Origin of the sequence: Klebsiella sp. K5-204, from assembly GCF_030128585.1 — a bacterium.
GTDB lineage: Bacteria > Pseudomonadota > Gammaproteobacteria > Enterobacterales > Enterobacteriaceae > Klebsiella > Klebsiella quasipneumoniae.
This window is the reverse complement of record NZ_JAKUZS010000007.1, coordinates 174,260-193,334: the sequence shown is the minus strand read 5'-3', so window position 1 is coordinate 193,334 and position 19,075 is coordinate 174,260. Positions and strand designations below refer to the sequence as shown.

19 protein-coding genes and 1 riboswitch are annotated in these 19,075 nt (G+C 60.9%); of the genes, 8 read left to right on the top strand and 11 right to left on the bottom strand.

Annotated features, from left to right (window positions below):
- Window positions 1-15 precede the first annotated feature (15 nt).
- The 5 genes from moaE to moaA all read right to left on the bottom strand — a co-directional run bounded on the left by moaE (window position 16) and on the right by moaA (window position 2,728).
- On the bottom strand, window positions 16-468 hold the full coding sequence (moaE, locus tag MKR05_RS19090; RefSeq protein ID WP_023288923.1) for a molybdopterin synthase catalytic subunit MoaE: 453 nt from the start codon (window positions 466-468) through the stop codon (window positions 16-18).
- A 1-nt stretch (window position 469) separates the two neighbouring features.
- Window positions 470-718: a molybdopterin synthase sulfur carrier subunit gene (gene moaD, locus MKR05_RS19085; protein WP_023288922.1), complete on the bottom strand. Its 249-nt coding sequence runs from the start codon at window positions 716-718 to the stop codon at window positions 470-472.
- Window positions 711-1,199: a cyclic pyranopterin monophosphate synthase MoaC gene (gene moaC, locus MKR05_RS19080; RefSeq protein ID WP_004886142.1), complete on the bottom strand. Its 489-nt coding sequence runs from the start codon at window positions 1,197-1,199 to the stop codon at window positions 711-713. Before moaC ends, moaD begins: the two co-directional genes overlap by 8 nt.
- A 3-nt stretch (window positions 1,200-1,202) precedes the next feature.
- The gene (gene moaB, locus MKR05_RS19075; RefSeq protein ID WP_023288921.1) at window positions 1,203-1,715 is read right to left on the bottom strand and encodes a molybdenum cofactor biosynthesis protein B; all 513 of its coding nucleotides are present in this window, start codon (window positions 1,713-1,715) and stop codon (window positions 1,203-1,205) included.
- A 23-nt stretch (window positions 1,716-1,738) separates the two neighbouring features.
- Window positions 1,739-2,728, bottom strand: a complete 990-nt coding sequence (moaA, locus tag MKR05_RS19070) for a GTP 3',8-cyclase MoaA (RefSeq protein ID WP_017900173.1) — start codon at window positions 2,726-2,728, stop codon at window positions 1,739-1,741.
- Window positions 2,716-2,854, bottom strand: a riboswitch (molybdenum cofactor riboswitch). Its footprint overlaps the gene before it by 13 nt.
- Before the next feature lie 208 nt (window positions 2,855-3,062).
- On the opposite strand from moaA, the gene yvcK reads away from it, so the two are divergent.
- From yvcK to pmrB, 4 genes are all read left to right on the top strand, one after another.
- Window positions 3,063-3,968, top strand: coding sequence for a uridine diphosphate-N-acetylglucosamine-binding protein YvcK (yvcK, locus tag MKR05_RS19065; protein ID WP_023288920.1), 906 nt, complete (start codon window positions 3,063-3,065; stop codon window positions 3,966-3,968).
- Window positions 3,969-4,071: 103 nt separating this feature from the next.
- Window positions 4,072-5,712 carry a phosphoethanolamine transferase EptA gene (gene eptA / locus MKR05_RS19060; RefSeq protein ID WP_050532957.1) on the top strand — a complete coding sequence of 547 codons (1,641 nt, stop codon included), beginning with the start codon at window positions 4,072-4,074 and terminating at the stop codon, window positions 5,710-5,712.
- The gene (gene pmrA, locus MKR05_RS19055) at window positions 5,712-6,383 is read left to right on the top strand and encodes a two-component system response regulator PmrA (protein WP_023288918.1); all 672 of its coding nucleotides are present in this window, start codon (window positions 5,712-5,714) and stop codon (window positions 6,381-6,383) included. Before eptA ends, pmrA begins: the two co-directional genes overlap by 1 nt.
- A gap of 3 nt (window positions 6,384-6,386) precedes the next feature.
- Window positions 6,387-7,484 carry a two-component system sensor histidine kinase PmrB gene (gene pmrB, locus MKR05_RS19050; protein WP_023288917.1) on the top strand — a complete coding sequence of 366 codons (1,098 nt, stop codon included), beginning with the start codon at window positions 6,387-6,389 and terminating at the stop codon, window positions 7,482-7,484.
- A gap of 252 nt (window positions 7,485-7,736) precedes the next feature.
- On the opposite strand, the gene uvrB is transcribed toward pmrB, so the two are convergent.
- On the bottom strand, window positions 7,737-9,758 hold the full coding sequence (gene uvrB / locus MKR05_RS19045) for an excinuclease ABC subunit UvrB (protein WP_004886127.1): 2,022 nt from the start codon (window positions 9,756-9,758) through the stop codon (window positions 7,737-7,739).
- 410 nt (window positions 9,759-10,168) lie between these two features.
- On the opposite strand from uvrB, the gene MKR05_RS19040 reads away from it, so the two are divergent.
- Together MKR05_RS19040 and MKR05_RS19035 are read left to right on the top strand one after the other, a co-directional pair.
- On the top strand, window positions 10,169-10,381 hold the full coding sequence (locus MKR05_RS19040; protein ID WP_032428688.1) for a hypothetical protein: 213 nt from the start codon (window positions 10,169-10,171) through the stop codon (window positions 10,379-10,381).
- 86 nt (window positions 10,382-10,467) lie between these two features.
- Window positions 10,468-11,190, top strand: coding sequence for an ABC transporter ATP-binding protein (locus MKR05_RS19035; RefSeq protein ID WP_017900923.1), 723 nt, complete (start codon window positions 10,468-10,470; stop codon window positions 11,188-11,190).
- On the opposite strand, the gene bioD is transcribed toward MKR05_RS19035, so the two are convergent.
- The 4 genes from bioD to bioB are packed head-to-tail and all read right to left on the bottom strand — an operon-like array spanning window position 11,132 to window position 14,780.
- A complete protein-coding gene (bioD, locus tag MKR05_RS19030) occupies window positions 11,132-11,854 on the bottom strand; it encodes a dethiobiotin synthase (RefSeq protein ID WP_023288916.1) in 723 nt (240 codons plus the stop codon). The genes MKR05_RS19035 and bioD overlap by 59 nt on opposite strands.
- Window positions 11,847-12,602 carry a malonyl-ACP O-methyltransferase BioC gene (gene bioC / locus MKR05_RS19025; protein ID WP_048297102.1) on the bottom strand — a complete coding sequence of 252 codons (756 nt, stop codon included), beginning with the start codon at window positions 12,600-12,602 and terminating at the stop codon, window positions 11,847-11,849. The genes bioD and bioC overlap by 8 nt, the downstream gene beginning before the upstream one ends.
- Window positions 12,586-13,743 (bottom strand): 8-amino-7-oxononanoate synthase, encoded by a 1,158-nt coding sequence (bioF, locus tag MKR05_RS19020; protein ID WP_238875142.1) that lies wholly within the window; start codon window positions 13,741-13,743, stop codon window positions 12,586-12,588. The genes bioC and bioF overlap by 17 nt, the downstream gene beginning before the upstream one ends.
- Window positions 13,740-14,780, bottom strand: a complete 1,041-nt coding sequence (bioB, locus tag MKR05_RS19015) for a biotin synthase BioB (RefSeq protein WP_238875140.1) — start codon at window positions 14,778-14,780, stop codon at window positions 13,740-13,742. The genes bioF and bioB overlap by 4 nt, the downstream gene beginning before the upstream one ends.
- Window positions 14,781-14,865: 85 nt before the next feature.
- Between bioB and bioA the strand changes: the two genes are divergently transcribed.
- Window positions 14,866-16,155: an adenosylmethionine--8-amino-7-oxononanoate transaminase gene (gene bioA, locus MKR05_RS19010; protein WP_238875138.1), complete on the top strand. Its 1,290-nt coding sequence runs from the start codon at window positions 14,866-14,868 to the stop codon at window positions 16,153-16,155.
- Window positions 16,156-16,225: 70 nt separating this feature from the next.
- The gene (locus tag MKR05_RS19005; RefSeq protein WP_002895575.1) at window positions 16,226-16,702 is read left to right on the top strand and encodes a kinase inhibitor; all 477 of its coding nucleotides are present in this window, start codon (window positions 16,226-16,228) and stop codon (window positions 16,700-16,702) included.
- A gap of 944 nt (window positions 16,703-17,646) precedes the next feature.
- Here the strand turns inward: MKR05_RS19005 and MKR05_RS19000 are convergent.
- Entirely contained in the window at window positions 17,647-19,029 is a 1,383-nt protein-coding gene (locus MKR05_RS19000; protein ID WP_023288910.1) for an amino acid permease, read from the bottom strand.
- Window positions 19,030-19,075 lie beyond the last annotated feature (46 nt).

Below are 19,075 nucleotides of genomic sequence, written 5' to 3'. Positions count from 1 at the left end.
TGTAAGCGTATCACACTACCAGCGCTCTGCCGCCTGGCGATCGCTGTCGCGGGCGTCGACCCAGCGCTCGCCCTCCGGCGTCGCCTCGCGTTTCCAGAACGGCGCGCGGGTTTTCAGGTAGTCCATCATAAACTCGCCGGCGGCGAAGGCGCTGCCGCGGTGGGCGCTGGTGACGCCGACAAACACAATCTCTTCCCCCGGCCACATTTCGCCGATGCGATGGATAATGGTTACCCGGCCCAGCGGCCAGCGCTCGCGCGCCTGGTCGACGATCTCCGCCAGCGATTTCTCGGTCATCCCCGGATAGTGCTCGAGGGTCAGCGCTTTCACGCTGTCGCCGAGGTTGTGATTGCGCACTTTGCCGGTGAAGGTGACCACCGCGCCGTCTTCATCGCGTTCGGCCAGCCAGGGATACTCCTCGCCGACGCTAAAGCGCGCCGGGCTAACGACGATACGAGTTTGCGTCATGTCAGCCTCCGGTGACCGGCGGGAAGAACGCCACTTCATCCCCGCTGGCGACAGGATGGTCAAAGGCGGTCAGCGTCTGGTTAACCGCCGCCAGCAGTTTGCCCTCCTCCAGGGCCAGCGCCCAGCGATCGCCGCGAGCGGCAAGCTGCTGACGCACAGCCTCAACGGTGGCCAGGTCGCTGGCGTCGAGAGTCAGCGAATCAGTACCCACCAGCTCGCGCACCTGGGCAAAAAACAGAACCTTAATCATGGCGTTCGTCCACCTTAAAATCGCCGGACTTGCCGCCGCTTTTCGCCAGCAGACGCACCGGGCCAATCACCATATCCTTCTGCACCGCTTTGCACATATCGTAAATGGTCAGCGCGGCAACCGAGGCGGCGGTAAGGGCTTCCATCTCGACGCCGGTTTTGCCGGTCAGGCGGCAGAGCGATTCGATGCGCACCCGGTTATGTTCCGGCTGCGCCTGCAGATTGACTTCCACTTTGCTGAGCATCAGCGGATGGCACAGCGGGATCAGCTCCCAGGTGCGCTTGGCCGCCTGGATCCCGGCGATACGCGCAGTGGCGAAAACGTCGCCTTTATGGTGGCTGCCGTCGATAATCATCGCCAGGGTCGTCGCCTGCATCTCGACATAAGCCTCAGCGCGCGCTTCGCGCACCGTTTCCGCTTTGCCGGAGACATCCACCATATGGGCTTCGCCCGCGGCGTTAATATGGGTCAGTTGTGACATAAATTATTTCTTCAGGTGAGGAATAAAATTACAAGGACGGGTGCGGGCATCCAGCTGCGGGGCAATAATGTTGTCCCACGCGGTGCGGCAGGCTTTCGTCGAGCCCGGCATGGCGAAGATCAGCGTGTGGTTGGCGACGCCGGCCACCGCCCGGGACTGCAGCGTCGAGGTGCCGATCTCTTCGAACGACAGCATGCGGAACACTTCGCCAAAACCTTCCACCTCACGGTCAAACAGCGGCAGCAGCGCTTCCGGCGCCTGGTCCCCTTCGGTGAATCCGGTCCCGCCGGTGATCAGCACCACCTGCACCTCATCGCTGGCGATCCACGCCGATACCTGGGCGCGGATGGCGTAGCGGTTCTCTTTGACTATCGCCTTATCGACGACATGGTGCCCCGCCTCCTGCGCCGCCTCACGCAGCCAGTGGCCGGAAGTGTCGTCCTCTTCGCCGCGACGACTGGAAACGGTAAGAATAGCAATACGGGTCGGAATAAACTCAGCGCTAGCCTGGCTCATCTGAATGCTCCTTTCGAATACGATTATCCGCCAATATAGGACAGGTTCTGCGTAATGCCGGTGTTGCCCTGATGCAGGAAATGGGTCTGCTTTTTGTGGGTTAAGGCTTCGGCGATCCGCGCTTCCAGCGCAGCCTGCTGCCGATCATCGGCCATCAGGTCGCGCAGGTCGACGCCGCCTTCGCCAAACAGGCACAGGTGCAGTTTGCCGACGGAGGAGACGCGCAGACGGTTGCAGGTGGCGCAGAAGTCTTTTTCGTACGGCATGATGAGGCCGATCTCGCCGGCGTAGTCCGGATGACAAAAGACCTGCGCCGGACCATCGCTGCGCTGGCGGATCTGGTGGATCCAGCCGCGGCGCAGCAGCTCGTCGCGCAGCACCATGCCGGAGAGATGGTGACGGCGGAACAGGTCGCTGCCCTCGCCGGTTTCCATCAGTTCAATAAACCGCAGCTGAATTCGACGCGGCTGGATCCACGCGAGGAAGGTATCAAGCTGGTGATGGTTAACATCGCGCATCAGCACGGTATTCACCTTCACCTTGTCAAAGCCCGCGGCGAAAGCGGCGTCAATCCCGTCCATCACCTGGTGGAATTTGTCCTGGCCCGTGATGGCATGGAACTGGCGGGCGTCGAGGCTATCGACGCTGACGTTGATCGCCGTCAGCCCGGCATCGCGCCAGCGTTCGACATCGCGCGCCAGGCGGTAACCGTTGGTGGTGACGGCAATCTGACGGATCGCCGGGTTTTCACGCACGGCGGCGATGATCTCGGTGAAGTCACGGCGCAGGGAGGGTTCCCCACCGGTGAGGCGAACTTTTTCAGTGCCCAGCGCGGAGAAAGCGCGCGTAACCCGGCGCACTTCGTCTACGCTGAGAAAGCCGTTGTTATTGACGGCGCCGGGCTTGTAGCCATCCGGCAGGCAGTAGGTACAACGAAAATTGCACACATCGGTAATCGACAGACGCAGGTAATAAAACTTACGCGCGAATGCATCGGTAAGCTGTGAGGCCATATACACCTTTCCAAATACGGGAGACGCGGTCATTTCTTCCCACGCCCTGGCGACAACCGGCGGCGTCGCGGCCAAACCGCCATATCTTTTGACACAGGCGAAGAGGCTAGAGTGTTAACAGGTTATGCCGATAGTAGCGCGTTCCAGGCGGTTTCGCCATTTGCGATTTCGCTATATACTCTTGTATATATCGCTACCTTCGTGCATTTTCGTTACAGAATAGCCATAAATCATCTTTTTGCCTTGATATCGGTCAGTTTGTCGGGCTCCTCCCATCGTCTTTTAGGGGTAGATCGGGTAGTGTGTGGCCGTTTATGTGAAATAAGGAATTTCTATGCGCAATCGTACATTCGCTGACCTGGATCGGGTGGTGGCGCTCGGCGGCGGGCATGGTCTGGGTCGGGTGATGTCCTCCCTCTCCTCGCTGGGCTCACGGCTGACCGGCATTGTGACCACCACCGACAACGGGGGATCCACCGGGCGGATCCGCCGCTCGGAAGGCGGCATTGCCTGGGGCGATATGCGCAACTGCATCAATCAGTTAATCGCCGAGCCGAGCGTGGCGTCGGCGATGTTTGAGTACCGTTTTAGCGGCAATGGCGAGCTTTCCGGCCATAACCTGGGAAATCTGATGTTAAAGGCGCTGGATCACCTCAGCGTGCGGCCGTTAGAAGCGATCAATTTGATCAGAAACCTGCTCAAAGTGGACGCTTTTCTTATTCCGATGTCGGAACAACCGGTGGATTTAATGGCGCTCGATCATGAAGGCCATGAAGTATACGGTGAAGTGAATATCGATCAGCTGGATAGCGTGCCGCAGGAGTTGATGCTCACCCCGCCGGTACCGGCCACCCGCGAGGCGGTAGAGGCCATCGCCGAAGCCGATCTGATCCTCATCGGCCCGGGCAGTTTCTATACCAGCCTGCTGCCGATCCTGCTGCTTGACGAGATGGCCCAGGCGCTGCGCCGCACTCCGGCGCCGATGGTGTTTATTGATAACCTCGGCAAAGAGCACAGCCCGGCCGCGAGGCTCTCGCTGGCGGAGCGCATCGCGATTATGGAGCGCTACGTGGGCAAGCGGGTGGTGGATGCAGTCATCGCCGGCCCAAAAGCCGATATCAGCGGCATCGACGACCGGCTGGTGATCCAGACGCCGCTGGAAGCCAGCGACGTGCCCTATCGCCATGACCGGGCGCTGCTTCGCGGGGCGCTGGAGAAAGCGCTCCAGCTGCCGGGCTGATCCTGCGCGCCGAAGGCTCGGTTTTCGGCGCACCTTAAAATCTTAAGGTTGTCTTAAAACAGAGCTGGCACTATACCCTTATCTCTTCCTGTGGGTATGTACTATGTCGTTATTGCCTCTGCGTCGGCCGGTCGTCAGCCGCACGACTTATCTGATTATTTTCGCGGTCTATATCGGGCTTTTTCTTAACCTCGCCTTCTACCGCCAGGCGTATACGCTGCTGCCGGTGAACAACCTGCACACCGCGCTGGTGTTTCTGAGTATGCCGCTGGTGGCATTCAGCGTGATGAATATCCTCACCACCCTCGCCTCGTTCCTCAAGCTTGACCGGCTGGTGATTAGCCTTTTTATTCTGCTCAGCGCATCGGCGCAGTACTTCATCTGGAGCTTCGGCGTGGTGATCGACCGCAGCATGATCACCAACATCCTCGACACCACCCCAGCGGAGAGCTTTGCCCTGCTCTCCGGCGAAATGATCGTTGTCCTTGGACTCTCCGGGGTGCTGGCGGTGCTGGTCGCCTGGTGGGTTAAAATTCGTAAACCGGCCACGCTATGGCGCGGCGTGGCCTGGCGCCTGGTGAATATGGTGGCCTCCGCGCTGCTGATCGTCCTGATTGCCGTCCTCTTTTATAAAGACTATGCCTCGCTGTTTCGCAACAACAAGGAGCTGGTGAAATCCCTGAGTCCCTCCAACAGCATTGTGGCGGTGAACTCCTGGTATGCGCACCATCGCATGGACAACCTGCCGCTGGTGAAGATTGGCGAAGATGCCAAACAGAAACCGGTGATGCATAACGGTCCCCGTAAGAACCTGACGATTGTGGTGCTGGGCGAAACTTCCCGGGCGGACAACTTCTCGCTGGGCGGATATCCGCGCGACACCAACCCGCTGATGCAACAGGACGGGGTGATCTACTTCCCGCACACCACCTCCTGCGGAACCGCCACGGCGGTCTCGGTGCCGTGCATGTTCTCCAACATGCCGCGCGCGCACTATGACGAAGAGCTGGCCCATCATCAGGAAGGGGTGCTGGATATTCTGCAGCGCGCCGGCATTCAGGTGTTGTGGAACGACAACGATGGCGGCTGCAAGGGGGCCTGCGATCGGGTACCGCATCAGAACGTGACCGATCTGAAGCTAACCGGGCAGTGCATCGACGGCGAGTGCTACGATGACGTGCTGTTCCATCATCTCGACAGCTATATCGATAACCTGCAACAGGATGGCATTATTGTGCTGCATACCATCGGCAGCCATGGGCCGACGTACTACAATCGCTATCCGGCTGAATTCAAAAAATTCACCCCAACCTGCGACACCAATGAGATCCAGGGCTGTACCCGGGAGCAGTTGACCAACACGTATGACAACACCATCCTGTACGTCGACCACGTGGTGGATAAAGCGATAAAACTCCTGCAGGCGAAACAGGACAAATTCACTACCAGCCTGGTCTATCTTTCCGACCACGGCGAGTCGTTAGGGGAAGATGGGGTCTATTTGCATGGTCTGCCGTACTCTATCGCGCCCGATACGCAGAAACACGTGCCGATGGTGATGTGGCTCTCTGCCGACTACCAGCAACGCTACGGCATTTCCGCGCAGTGTCTGCAGCAGCGAGCGAAAAAAGAGAATTACTCGCAGGATAATCTGTTCTCCACCCTGCTCGGCCTGCTCGGCGTCAGCACCCACGAGTACCAGGCGGCAGATGATATTTTAACGCCATGTAGAGAGGCTGGTTGATGAAAATCTTAGTCATTGAAGACGATGCGCTGCTGTTGCAGGGGTTAATCCTGGCGATGCAAAGTGAAGGATACGTGTGCGACGGCGTCTCCACAGCGCACGAAGCGGCGCTGTCGCTGGCCAGCAATCACTATAGCCTGATCGTGCTCGATCTTGGCCTGCCGGACGAAGACGGCCTGCATTTTCTCGCCCGCATGCGACGGGAGAAAATGACTCAGCCGGTGCTGATCCTCACCGCCCGCGATACCCTTGAGGATCGCATTAGCGGTCTCGACACCGGCGCGGATGACTATCTGGTGAAACCCTTTGCCCTGGAAGAGCTGAACGCGCGCATTCGCGCCCTGCTCCGTCGGCATAATAATCAGGGCGATAACGAAATCAGCGTCGGCGACCTGCGCCTCAACGTCACCCGTCGCCAGGTGTGGCTCGGTGAGACGGCGCTGGATCTGACGCCGAAGGAGTATGCCCTGCTATCGCGACTGATGATGAAAGCCGGCAGCCCGGTACATCGCGAGATCCTCTACAACGATATCTACAGCTGGGACAATGAGCCAGCGACCAATACCCTGGAAGTGCACATCCACAACCTGCGCGATAAGATTGGCAAATCGCGGATCCGCACCGTCAGGGGCTTCGGCTATATGCTGGCTAACCACAACGAGACGGAATAGACCATGGCTCTGTTTGCAACCGAAAACTGGACCATGCGCCACCGGCTGCTGTTGACCATCGGCGCCATTCTGGTGGTCTGTCAGCTGATCAGCGTCTTCTGGCTATGGCATGAGAGCAAAGAGCAGATCCAGTTGCTGGTGGCCAGCGCCATCGAAGGGCACAACAATCAGAAGCATGTGGAGCATGAGGTAAGGGAAGCGGTCGCCAGCCTGCTGGTGCCGAGCCTGTTGATCGTGGGTCTGGCGCTGTATATCAGCATGCTGGCGGTACGCAAAATCACCCGCCCGCTTTCACGTCTGCAAAGCGAGCTGGAGAGTCGCACGCCGGACAACCTCACCCCCATCGTGCTCAGCGAATCGGTACCTGAGGTGACGGCGGTGACCACCGCCCTGAATCAGCTGGTTTCCCGCCTCAATCTGACCCTTGACCGCGAACGGCTGTTTACCGCCGACGTGGCGCATGAGCTGCGCACCCCGCTGGCCGGGCTGCGGCTGCACCTTGAGCTGCTGGCGAAAGTGCATGGCATGGGCGTCGACCCGCTGATCCAGCGCCTCGACCAGATGACCACCAGCATTTCGCAGCTGCTGCAGCTGGCACGCGTCGGTCAGTCCTTTTCCGCCGGCAGCTATCAGCAGGTGCTGCTGCTGGATGACGTGGTCAAACCGCTGCAGGATGAGCTGGAGACCATGCTGGCCGAGCGCCAGCAACGGCTGCTGCTGACGGATGTCGAAAGCGAGGCCGTCGTCTCTGGCGACGCGACGCTCATCCGCGTCATTCTGCGCAATCTGGTGGAGAATGCCCATCGCTACAGCCCGCAAGGGTCGACGATCCGCGTGTCGGTGAAAGCGGGTCTGATGCCGGTGATGGCAGTGGAAGATGAAGGACCGGGAATTGATGAGGCGAAAAGCGGCGAACTCAGTAAGGCCTTTGTACGCATGGACAGTCGCTACGGCGGCATAGGGCTTGGACTGAGCATCGTCACGCGCATTGCTCAGCTGCATGACGCCCAGTTCTTTTTGCATAACCGCCAGCCGGGGCCAGGGGTCCGCGCGTGGGTGTTATTCCCGCGGCGTGCGGGTCAGAACGTCAGCACCCACTGATGGAAGAAGGCAACAATAATGACCAGGGCGGTGGCGACCGCCAGATATTCACGGAAGTTGATTTTTTGCATGGGCACTATCCTCATCAGGTTGAGGATAGTGTCGCCTGGCGAGATTAAGCAAACATTAAGAAGGCCGCTTTGCGGCCTTTTTTCTTCTCCGCCGTGGGTTATCTGGCTGCGGAACGGTCAGCGCAGCGCCGTACCTTCACTGCCCCCTCGCCTATCCCCGTCCGGCGGTATGCGCCAACACTCAGGAGGCGGCGATAAACAGTTCGCGCAGCTGATGCAGCTGGTCGCGAATTTGCGCCGCCTCTTCGAACTCGAGGTTCTGCGCGTGCTGCATCATCTGCCCTTCCAGCTCGTGGATTTTCTGCTGCAGCGCTTTTGGCGTCATATCCACGCCGCTGAGCCCGGCAGGCTCGACGGCCTTCGCTTTACCGCGCCCTTTGGCTTTGGTTTTCGCCAGGCTCTGGCCCAGCTGCAGGATATCCACCACTTTCTTGTTCAGCCCCTGCGGCACGATGCCATGCTCTTCGTTGTAGCGCTGCTGCTTCTCCCGTCGCCGCTCCGTCTCACCGATGGCTTTCGCCATCGAGGGAGTGATCTTATCGCCGTACAGAATAGCCTTGCCGTTGACGTTGCGCGCCGCGCGGCCGATGGTCTGGATCAGCGAGCGTTCGGAGCGCAGGAAGCCCTCTTTGTCCGCATCGAGGATCGCCACCAGCGACACCTCCGGCATATCCAGCCCCTCACGCAGCAGGTTGATCCCCACCAGCACGTCAAACTCGCCAAGACGCAGGTCGCGGATAATCTCCATACGTTCGACGGTGTCGATATCCGAGTGCAGATAGCGCACCCGCTCGCCGTGCTCCTCAAGGTACTCGGTTAAGTCTTCCGCCATCCGCTTGGTGAGGGTGGTGACCAGCACGCGCTCGTTGATGGCCGTGCGCAGGCGGATCTCCGACAGCAGGTCGTCGACCTGGGTGGCCACCGGCCGCACTTCGATGATCGGGTCCAGCAGACCGGTCGGACGCACCACCTGATCCACCACCTCGCCGCCGGATTTATCCAGCTCGTAGGCGCCGGGGGTCGCCGACACGTAGATGGTTTGCGGCGCCAGCGCTTCGAATTCTTCAAACTTCATCGGCCGGTTATCCAGCGCCGACGGCAGGCGGAAGCCGTACTCCACCAGCGTCTCTTTGCGCGCCCGGTCGCCGCGGTACATGCCGCCGATCTGCGGCACCGTGACGTGGGATTCGTCGATCACCAGCAGGCCGTCTGCCGGCAGGTAGTCGAACAGGGTGGGCGGCGGCTCGCCGGGCCCGCGCCCGGAGAGGAAGCGCGAGTAGTTTTCAATGCCCGAGCAGTAGCCCAGCTCGTTCATCATTTCGAGATCGAACTGGGTGCGCTGGGTTAAGCGCTGCTCTTCCAGCAGCTTGTTGTTGGCCAGCAGCACCTTGCGCCGCTCCGCCAGCTCCAGCTTAATCTCTTCCATCGCCTGGACGATGCGTTCCCGCGGCGTCACGTAGTGCGTCTTGGGATAAATGGTGTAGCGCGGCACCGTCGATTCCACATGGCCGGTAAGCGGGTCGAACAGCGACAGGCGCTCAACTTCTTCGTCAAACAGCTCAATGCGCAGGGCGATATCGTCGGATTCCGCCGGGAAGACGTCGATCACCTCGCCGCGCACGCGGAAGGTGCCGCGCTGGAAGGCCTGATCGTTGCGGGTATACTGCAGCTCGGCCAGGCGGCGCAGGATCGCCCGCTGGTCAATCAGCATCCCCACCGTCAGATGCAACATCATTTTCAGATACAGGTCCGGGTCGCCGAGGCCGTAGATAGCCGAGACCGAGGCCACCACCACCACATCGCGCCGCTCAAGCAGCGCTTTAGTGGCCGACAGGCGCATCTGCTCGATATGTTCGTTTACCGAGGCGTCCTTCTCAATGAAGGTATCTGAGCTGGGGACGTAAGCTTCCGGCTGGTAGTAATCGTAGTAGGAGACGAAATACTCGACGGCATTCTCGGGGAAAAACTCTTTCATCTCGCCGTAGAGCTGGGCCGCCAGAGTTTTGTTTGGCGCCAGCACCATCGTCGGCCGCTGCAGATCGGCAATCACGTTGGCGATGGTAAAGGTTTTACCGGAGCCGGTGACCCCCAGCAGCGTTTGATGCGCGAGCCCATCCTCCAGCCCCTCTTCCAGGCGGCGGATGGCTTCCGGTTGGTCTCCGGAGGGGCGAAAGGCGGAATGCAGAACAAACGATTTACTCATCAATCAGAACCTGAAAAAGATTTAGCGGCCGGTGTTTAATTCTACCCCTCGGGCCGTTTTTTGCCAACAAAATATACTGGATATTTAAACAGTACGTGATTATGATAGCGCCACGATTTGGCCTTTTTTGCCGGCAACCGGGATATAAAACGCGCGCCGGGCGGAATAATCCTCCGGCCGTCAGGGTTATCCCCAGAAATTTTTACCTTTTAACATTTGTCAAGCGGACGGGTGAAAGTTTTATGGCAGAAGATGACGCTTTTCTTACACCCATTGATTTTATCTAACAAGCTGATATTTAATGCTTTTAAAGAAAAGACGCCTTTCGCGCCAATTCAGCCGCAAGCCGCGTACGCTCTAGCTTACCGCAGGTTTTCTAACTCTAATACACAAGGTTATCCACAGGAATAGTGGATAACTGTCTGCAGCCCAAGACCGCCGCCGCCCGGCGCAAATCGTCTGGCGGCCTAAACCGCGCGGCGAAAAATTTTTATCGAACTATTTTTGATAACTATCCGCTTAAAGCCGCTCGATTTTTGCTGCTTTTTGCACCACCCTTTAGCGTCGGGCACCGGAAAAGTGCAGCCCCGGCGCTGGCTGTGCCTGATGGTATCGGCGTTTAGCGTTTTTTTCCGAGCGTTCTTTTTCCTGGCAAGAGTTTTGCAGCATCTTTCTGTCGCCCTGACGCCAGGATAAGGAGAAAACGTCCATGTTGAATTTACAGGCAGTAAATCACTTTTACGGCAACCAGCATTCGCTGTGGAATGTCGATCTTGAACTACGCCCGGGGGAGTGCATTGGCGTACTGGGACGCGAGGGCATGGGAAAAACCACCCTGGTTAACTGCATTGCCGGGCATCTGCCGGTGGCCAGCGGCCGGATGACCTGGCATGACATTGGCGCCCCGCCGCAGGATCTCACCCCCCTGTCGGCCCAGTCGCGCAGCGCCATCGGTATCGGCTATGTGCCGCAGGATAAACGCATCTTCTCCCAGCTCAGCGTGGAAGAGAATCTACATATTGCCCTCGCGGCCGGGAAACCCGGGGCTAACGCCAGCGGCGGCGAAATCTATGAACATTTTCCCGAACTCTATGCCCTACGGCAGCGCAAAGGCGCCTCGCTGAGCGACGACGATCAGTACCAGCTGGCGCTGGCCAGGGCGCTGATTGTCCAGCCGCGGCTGCTGATCCTTGATGAACCCTCGCGCGGCAGAGGGCCGCGCTGTCTGCAAAAGCTGGCGGATCTGCTGCTGCGGTTGAATCGCGATATCGGCCTGACGGTGCTGCTCGCCGAGCAGCACCTGCCCTTTATCCGCCGGGTGGCGGATCGTTTCTGTGTTTTGCACCGGGGCCGTAACGTCGCCGAAGGCGATATTATGGCGCTGGATGAACCGCTGCTGGCGCAGTGGATGACGCCGGATCCAGCGCCCTGAGGTCCAGATACTGGCCGAGATCGTCGCGCTGCGCGATATCGGCAAGCCACGGTATTTCACCGAGGAACGGCGCGGCCAGCCGGTTTTTCAGCGTCGCCAGATACTCGGCGTGGCGCTTGCCCGGCGGCAGCACGTCATTGGCGATCCACCCCGCGAGCGGCAGCCCCGCCTGACGTACCGCCTGGGCGGTAAGCATCGCGTGGTTGATGCAGCCGAGCTTGACGCCCACCACCAGAATCACCGGCAGCTGCTCCGCCTGCGCCCAGTCGGCGAAGGTCAGGGTTTCCGAAAGCGGCGTAAACCAGCCGCCGGCCCCTTCCACCAGCACCCAGTCGGCGAGGCGTTCTAACTCGCGCAGCCCGCTGGAGAGCCTCGCCGCGGCGATCGGCCGTCCTTCGTCGGCGCTGATGATATGCGGTGAGGTCGGCTCGGCGAAGGTATACGGGTTAACCTGCTCATAGCGCAGCGCGACCCGGCTATGACGCTGCAGCGCCAGCGCGTCCTCATTACGCAGCCCGGCGGCGGTAAGCTCGCTGCCGGAAGCCACCGGCTTGTAGCCGGCGGTGTGAAAACCCAGCTGATTCGCCGCCTGCAGCAGGGCGCTGCTGGCGATGGTTTTCCCGACTTCAGTGTCGGTCCCGGTGACAAAAAAACGTTTAGTCACGCTCAATGACTCCTGTAAAAAGAGAATACGTCAGCGGGCAGACGCCCTGCCGCTGCGGCCAGGCCAGCTGTAGCTCGCGCAGTTTACCGCGGCTAAGCGGGGCCGATGCCCGCCCCTGGTGCAAATGGGTGGCGCCGATGCCCTTCAGCGATCGCATGGCGCTCAGCGCATCGACGAACGGCAGGCTAATCTGATGCACCTCACCGGACGCCCGCAGGCCGCTCAGCGCCTCGCGCACCGCCGCTTCGCTGAGAAAACGGTTGGCATGCGGCCGGTCGTCGATGGCCTGCCACGCCTGATTGAGCTCCGGCAGCGAGTCGGCCAGCAGCGTGCTAAACGCCACGCTGCCGCCGGGACGCACCACCCGGTACAGCTCGCCAAGGGCTGCGCGCAGATCGTCGCACCACTGCACCGCCAGATTGCTCCACGCCAGATCGACGCAGGCATCGGGCAACGGCAGCGCCTCAATGTCGCCCAGCAGGTAATGCTGGGCGGCGTCGTTACGCTGCGCCTGGGCCAGCATCCCGGGGGAGAGATCCAGCGCGGTCACCACGCTGCCCGCCTCACGCCAGCGGCGGCTCATGCTGCCTGGGCCGCAGCCGGCATCCAGCACCCGGGGAAAATCGCGACGCGCCAGCTGGCGCAGCAGCAGTTCCGCGCTGCGCCGCTGCAGTTCATCATGTTGCGAATAGCCGCTGGCCGCCCGGCCAAACGCCGCGGCGACCGCCTGCTTATTCACCGTGGCCATGCAGCACCTCCAGTAAACGGTTAATGTCCTCAGCCTGATGGGCGGCGGTCAGGGTCAGGCGCAGACGAGCGCTGCCGACCGGCACCGTCGGTGGACGGATCGCCGTTGCCCAGCAGCCCGCGTCGCGCAGACGGCTGGCCAGGCTCAGCGCCCGGCCGTTATCGCCGACGATCAGCGGCTGGATCGCGCTGACGGAGTCGGTCAAACCCAGCGACGTCTCGCCCATCCCCGCGCGGAACTGACGGATACGGGCGGCCAGGGTGTCGCGGCGGCGCTGGCCTTCATCGCTGCGTATCACCTGCAGCGCGGCGCTCAGCGCCACCGCCTGGGCGGGCGGCATCGCGGTGCTGTAGATCAGATGGCGGGCAAACTGCAGCAGATAATCGGCCAGCGCGTCATCGCACAGCACCGCCGCGCCGCTGACGCCGAACGCCTTGCCGAAGGTAACCACCAGCAGCTCAGGGCGCACCGCCTGCGCGGCGCAGCTCCCGCGTCCTTCGTCGCCGACCACGCCGACACCGTGGGCGTCATCCACCAGCAATAGCGCCCCGGCGGCCTGCGCCGCGGCGTGAATGGCCGCCAGCGGCGCGCTGTCGCCGTCCATGCTGAAAATGCCTTCGGTGACCGCCAACTGTTCGCCCGCCAGCGGCTTAGCCAGCAGTTGAGCGAGCTGTTGCGGATCGTTGTGGCCGAAACGGCGTAGCTGCGCCGGGCTCAGACTGGCCGCCTCCAGCAGGGAGGCGTGGCTCAGGCGGTCGGCCACAATCCGATCCTCTTTATCCGCCAGGGCGGCGATCAGCGCCTGATTGGCGGCAAAGCCGGAGATAAACAGCAATGCGCGCGGGTAGCCCAGCCAGTCGGCAAGTTCCTCTTCCAGCGCACGGTGGGCCTCGCTATAGCCGCTTACGTGTCCCGAGCCGCCGGAACCGATGCCATAACGTTCCGCCCCCTGCTGCCAGGCGGCGATAATCGCCGGATGCTGGCTCAGGCCGAGATAGTCATTGCTGGAGAAGTTAAGCCAGCGCTCCCCTTCCCGCTCCAGCCAGCGCCCGGCGCCGTGCGTCACCGGCAGGCGGCGGCGAAGGGCATCCGCCACCCGTCGCTCGTCCAGCGCCCGATCGATTCGCTGCTGCCAGGTCATAGCGCCGCCGCGTTGTAATATTCCTCAGTGTCCGGGGTGAGTAAGGCCTGCTCCAGACGCTGCTGCTGCTCATTGTCGCCTTCCAGCACCGCCGTCTGTTGCGGGTTGATCCCCAGCTTGCGGAACAGCTGCAGATCGTTGTCCTCTTCCGGGTTCGGCGTGGTCAGCAGCTTGCAGCCGTAGAAAATGGAGTTCGCCCCGGCCATAAAGCACATCGCCTGGGTCTGCTCGTTCATCTGCTCGCGGCCGGCGGAGAGACGCACGTAAGAGGTAGGCATCATGATGCGCGCGATGGCGATAGTGCGAATAAAATCGAAAGCGTCGACGTCGTCGTTATCCGCCAGCGGCGTACCTTTGACTTTTACCAGCATGTTGATGGGCACGCTTTCCGGCGGCGTGGGCAGGTTGGCCAACTGCAGCAGCAGGCCAGCGCGGTCTTTCACGGTCTCCCCCAGCCCGACGATACCGCCGGAGCAGACTTTGATCCCGGCGTCACGCACTTTGTCCAGAGTATCCAGGCGCTCCTGGTAGGTGCGGGTGGTGATGATGTTGCCGTAAAATTCCGGCGAGGTATCAAGGTTGTGGTTGTAGTAATCGAGGCCCGCCTCGGCCAGGCGCTGCGCCTGGCTGTCGGTCAGAGTGCCGAGCGTCATGCACGACTCCAGCCCCAGAGCCTTCACCCCTTTCACCATCTGCTCCAGATAGGGCATATCGCGATCGTTGGGGTTTTTCCACGCCGCTCCCATGCAAAAACGCGTGGAGCCGGCGTTTTTTGCCTGACGGGCGGACTCCAGAACCTGCTCGACCTCCATCAGGCGCTCGGTTTCGAGCCCGGTTTTATAGCGCGCGCTCTGCGGACAATATTTACAATCTTCCGGGCAGGCGCCGGTTTTGATCGACAGCAGGGTGCTGACCTGCACCTGGCGCGGATCAAAGTGTTGCCGGTGGATTTGCTGCGCTTCGAATAACAGATCGATGAGTGGTTTATTAAATAATTCAGTTACTTGCGACATTGTCCAACGTACGTGGTGAGCCATTGGCTTCTCCAAAGGGTTTTGTTAATTTACGGTTCGGTTTATACTCGTAAACCTAAATGTTTTCAAAATGGTTTACAAGTCGCTTATGACCCTGGACGATCTCGCCTTCGATCGGCGCCACATCTGGCACCCCTACACCTCTATGACTTCCCCCCTGCCGGTCTACCCGGTGGTTTCCGCCCACGGTTGCGAGCTGTCCCTCGCCGGCGGCGAACAACTGGTTGACGGTATGTCCTCCTGGTGGGCGGCGATCCACGGCTACAATCACCCGCGTCTTAATGCGGCGATGAAAGCGCAAATCGACCAGATGTCGCACGTGATGTTCGGCGGGATCACTCACCCCTCGGCGGTGGCGCTGTGTCGTCAGCTGGTGGCAATGACTCCGCAATCGCTGGAGTGCGTTTTCCTCGCCGACTCCGGTTCGGTAGCGGTTGAGGTGGCGATGAAAATGGCCCTGCAGTACTGGCAGGCGAAAGGCCAACCGCGTCGTCGTTTCCTGACCTTCCGCAACGGCTATCACGGCGATACCTTCGGCGCGATGTCGGTCTGCGATCCGCAGAACTCGATGCACAGTCTGTGGCAGGGCTATCTGCCGGATAACCTGTTTGCCCCCTCGCCGCAGAGCCGCTTTGACGGCGAGTGGGATGAAAGGGATATGGTGCCCTTTGCCCGCCTGATGGCCGCGCACCGTCACGACATCGCCGCGGTGATCCTCGAACCGATCGTTCAGGGCGCGGGCGGAATGCGGATGTACCATCCGGAGTGGCTGAAGCGGGTGCGTAAAATGTGCGACCGGGAAGGGATACTGCTGATCGCCGATGAGATTGCCACCGGCTTTGGCCGCACCGGCAAGCTGTTCGCCTGCGAGCACGCCGGTATCGCCGCCGATATTCTGTGTCTGGGCAAGGCGCTGACCGGCGGCACCATGACCCTCTCCGCCGCGCTGACCACCCGCGAGGTGGCGGACACCATCAGCAACGGTGAAGCCGGCTGCTTTATGCACGGCCCAACCTTTATGGGCAACCCGCTGGCCTGCGCGGTGGCCAGCGAAAGCCTGCGCCTGCTGGAGAGCGGCGAATGGCAGCGGCAGGTGGCGGCGATTGAAGCCCAGCTGCAGACCGAGCTGGCTCCGGCGCGGGGATCCGCCCTGGTCGCCGACGTCCGCGTGCTGGGCGCTATTGGCGTGGTTGAAACCTGTCGCCCGGTCAATATGGCTGCCCTGCAGCGCTTTTTCGTCGAGCAGGGGGTGTGGATCCGACCGTTTGGCCGCCTGATCTACCTGATGCCGCCGTATATCATCACGCCTGAACAGCTGTCCCGCCTGACCCGCGCCGTTAACCTGGCGGTGCAGGACGAAACATTTTTTAGCGAATAAATAGCGGAATTGCGTCGTGGTGCAGACTACACTTCCTGGTTAATCAGCGCATTATCAATGAGGATGAAGCATGAAACTGATCAGTCACGATCTCCAGGACGGCGGTAAGCTGCCTAATCGTCACGTCTTCAACGGCATGGGCTACGATGGCGACAATATTTCGCCGCATCTGATGTGGGATGATGTGCCCGCAGGAACCAAAAGCTTTGTGGTGACCTGCTACGATCCGGATGCGCCGACCGGCTCCGGCTGGTGGCACTGGGTGGTGGCTAACCTGCCTGCGGATACGCGCGTCCTGCCGCAGGGGGCCGGTTCCGGCCAGGCGGAGCTGCCGGAAGAGGCCGTTCAGACCCGCACCGATTTTGGCAAGGCGGGATACGGCGGCGCGGCGCCGCCGAAGGGCGAGACCCACCGCTATATCTTTACCGTCCACGCCCTGGACGTTGAGAAAATTGAGGTGGATGCCGAGGCCAGCGGCGCAATGGTCGGCTTTAACGTCCATTTCCATTCCCTCGCCAGCGCCTCCATCACCGCCCTGTTCAGTTAATCTTCCCCCGGATAGCGGCTTGCGCCTTATCCGGGCTACCTGCGGCGCCACGTGTTTTTCAGGTGGCGCTACACTCATCTTTACCAGATAACACTTACATATCAAATAAATACACATAGCTGTAGGCCTGGCAAGCGCCGCGCCGCCGGGAAAGTATTGATTACCTTCCAGGCAACCCTGTTGCATGGTTATTTTGCCGGGTGGCGGCTGCGCCTTACCCGGCCTACAGGGTCCTCTCCCAGGCTCATACCTCGTAGGCCCGGTAAGCGCAGCGCCACCGGGCGATGACAGCAGGCGCAGAGCCGATTTTGTGCCGGGTGGCGGCTGCGCCTGACCCGGTCTGGGGTTCGTGCAACCTGTCGTTCATTTATTCACCAGCCTTGCTGAAACTGCCTGTGCTGGCGGCCTCAAAATCGCTGAGACGTTCCCGAAAGGCCGGGGCAGCCCGCATGGATGCGGGCTGAGGGCCGTGTTTTGCACGGACGCTGCCTCGGCCCGACCCGAAGCCTGCAGGGATAAGTCGAAGGTACCGCGTAGCGGCGATTTTGCTGGCCGGAGCCCGGGGGTACAGGGGGCGGCGGCGACTGGCCGCCCCCTGTGCGCTCCCTGCGCCATGATTGACATAACGCAGACGATTAGCCGGGAGCGCAATCTGCCCGGAATTAACATAGAAGTTGTAGCCCTGCCAGGCGCAGTGCGAACAAGACATTTCCGGTTGTGCCGTTATTTTGCCGGGTGGCGGCTGCGCCTTACCCGGCCTACAGTTCCCTCTCACAGGCTCATACCTCGTAGGCCCGGTAAGCGCAGCGCCACCGGGCGATGACAGCAGGCACAGAGCCGATTTTGTGCCGGGTGGCGGCTGCGCCTGACCCGGCCTGGAGGGTCCTCTCACAGGCCAACACCTCGTCGCCCCGGCAAGCGCCGCGCCGCCGGGGAGATCTGATTTACTGCTCAGTGACAACCTGCAGCGCGGTTTTACGCACCCGCGCGTACCACACCACCGTCAGCAGCCCGAGCCAGACCAGGCCGGCGATCAGCGCCATCCGCGTCTCGGCAAACATCCCCAGCACAGCGATGACCAGCCCCATAAACAGCAGCGTTAACAGCGGCGCCACCGGCCAGAACGGAACGGGGAAGGCAATCTGGCTGCGCTCTTCGGCAGACAAACTACGGCGCATGGCGAAATGGGACAGCAGGATCATCAGCCATACCCACACCGTGGCGAATGCCGCCAGCGAAGCAATCAGCACAAATACCTGCTCGGGGATCAGATAGTTCAGCACCACCGCCGCCAGCAGCGCGCCGCCCATGACCACCACCGTCATCCAGGGTACGCCGTTGCTGGCGATGCGCTGGAAGCTTTTCGGCGCCAGCCCCTCCTTCGACATGCCATACATCATGCGTCCGGCACCGAAGATATCGCTGTTAATCGCCGAGATGCTGGCGCTGATCACGATGATGTTAAGGATTGTCGCCGCCGCCGGGATCCCCAGACCGTCGAAAATCAGCACAAACGGACTCCCCTGCTCGCCAAAGCTGTTCCACGGGAAAATCGCCATCAGCACCGCCAGGGTGCAGACGTAAAACAGGATAATGCGCAGCGGAATGGTATTGATGGCCTGCGGGATGACCTTCTTCGGATCCTTCGCTTCCGCGGCGGTGACGCCGATAATCTCCACCCCGCCGAAGGCGAACATCACGATGCCAAGCGAAGCGATAACGCCCTGCCAGCCGTTAGGGGCAAAGCCGCCGTGGCTCCAGAGATTTTCCAGCCCGGTGGCCGGGAAGCTATGGCCGAAACCAAAGAAGATGATCCCCGCCCCCGCCAGCATCATGGCGATAATCGCCACCACCTTCACCAGCGACAGCCAGAACTCCATCTCGCCGAACACCCGCACGTTGCACAGGTTCATGGCGCCGATAAAGAAGATGATGCTGAGGATCCAGATCCAGCGCGGGACATCGGGATACCACAATCCCATATAGATGCCGAAGGCGGTCACGTCGGCCAGGGCGACGATCACCATTTCAAAAGTGTAGGTCCAGCCGGTAATAAACCCGGCCAGCGGGCCGAGATACTGGCGGGCATAGCTGCCGAAGGAGCCGGAAACCGGGTTGCGCACCGCCATCTCGCCCAGCGCGCGCATGACGATAAACACCGCCGCGCCGCCAATCAAATAGGCCAGCAGCACCGCCGGGCCCGCCGCCTTGATGGCGGAAGCCGAGCCATAGAACAGCCCGGTGCCGATCGCGGAGCCGAGCGCAATAAATCGAATGTGTCGGGCATTGAGCCCGCGCAGCAGATGTGGCTTGTGTTGTTGTTGCATATACAGGTGTCCTGGTTTTTTTATTTGACGACAAATATGCGATGTA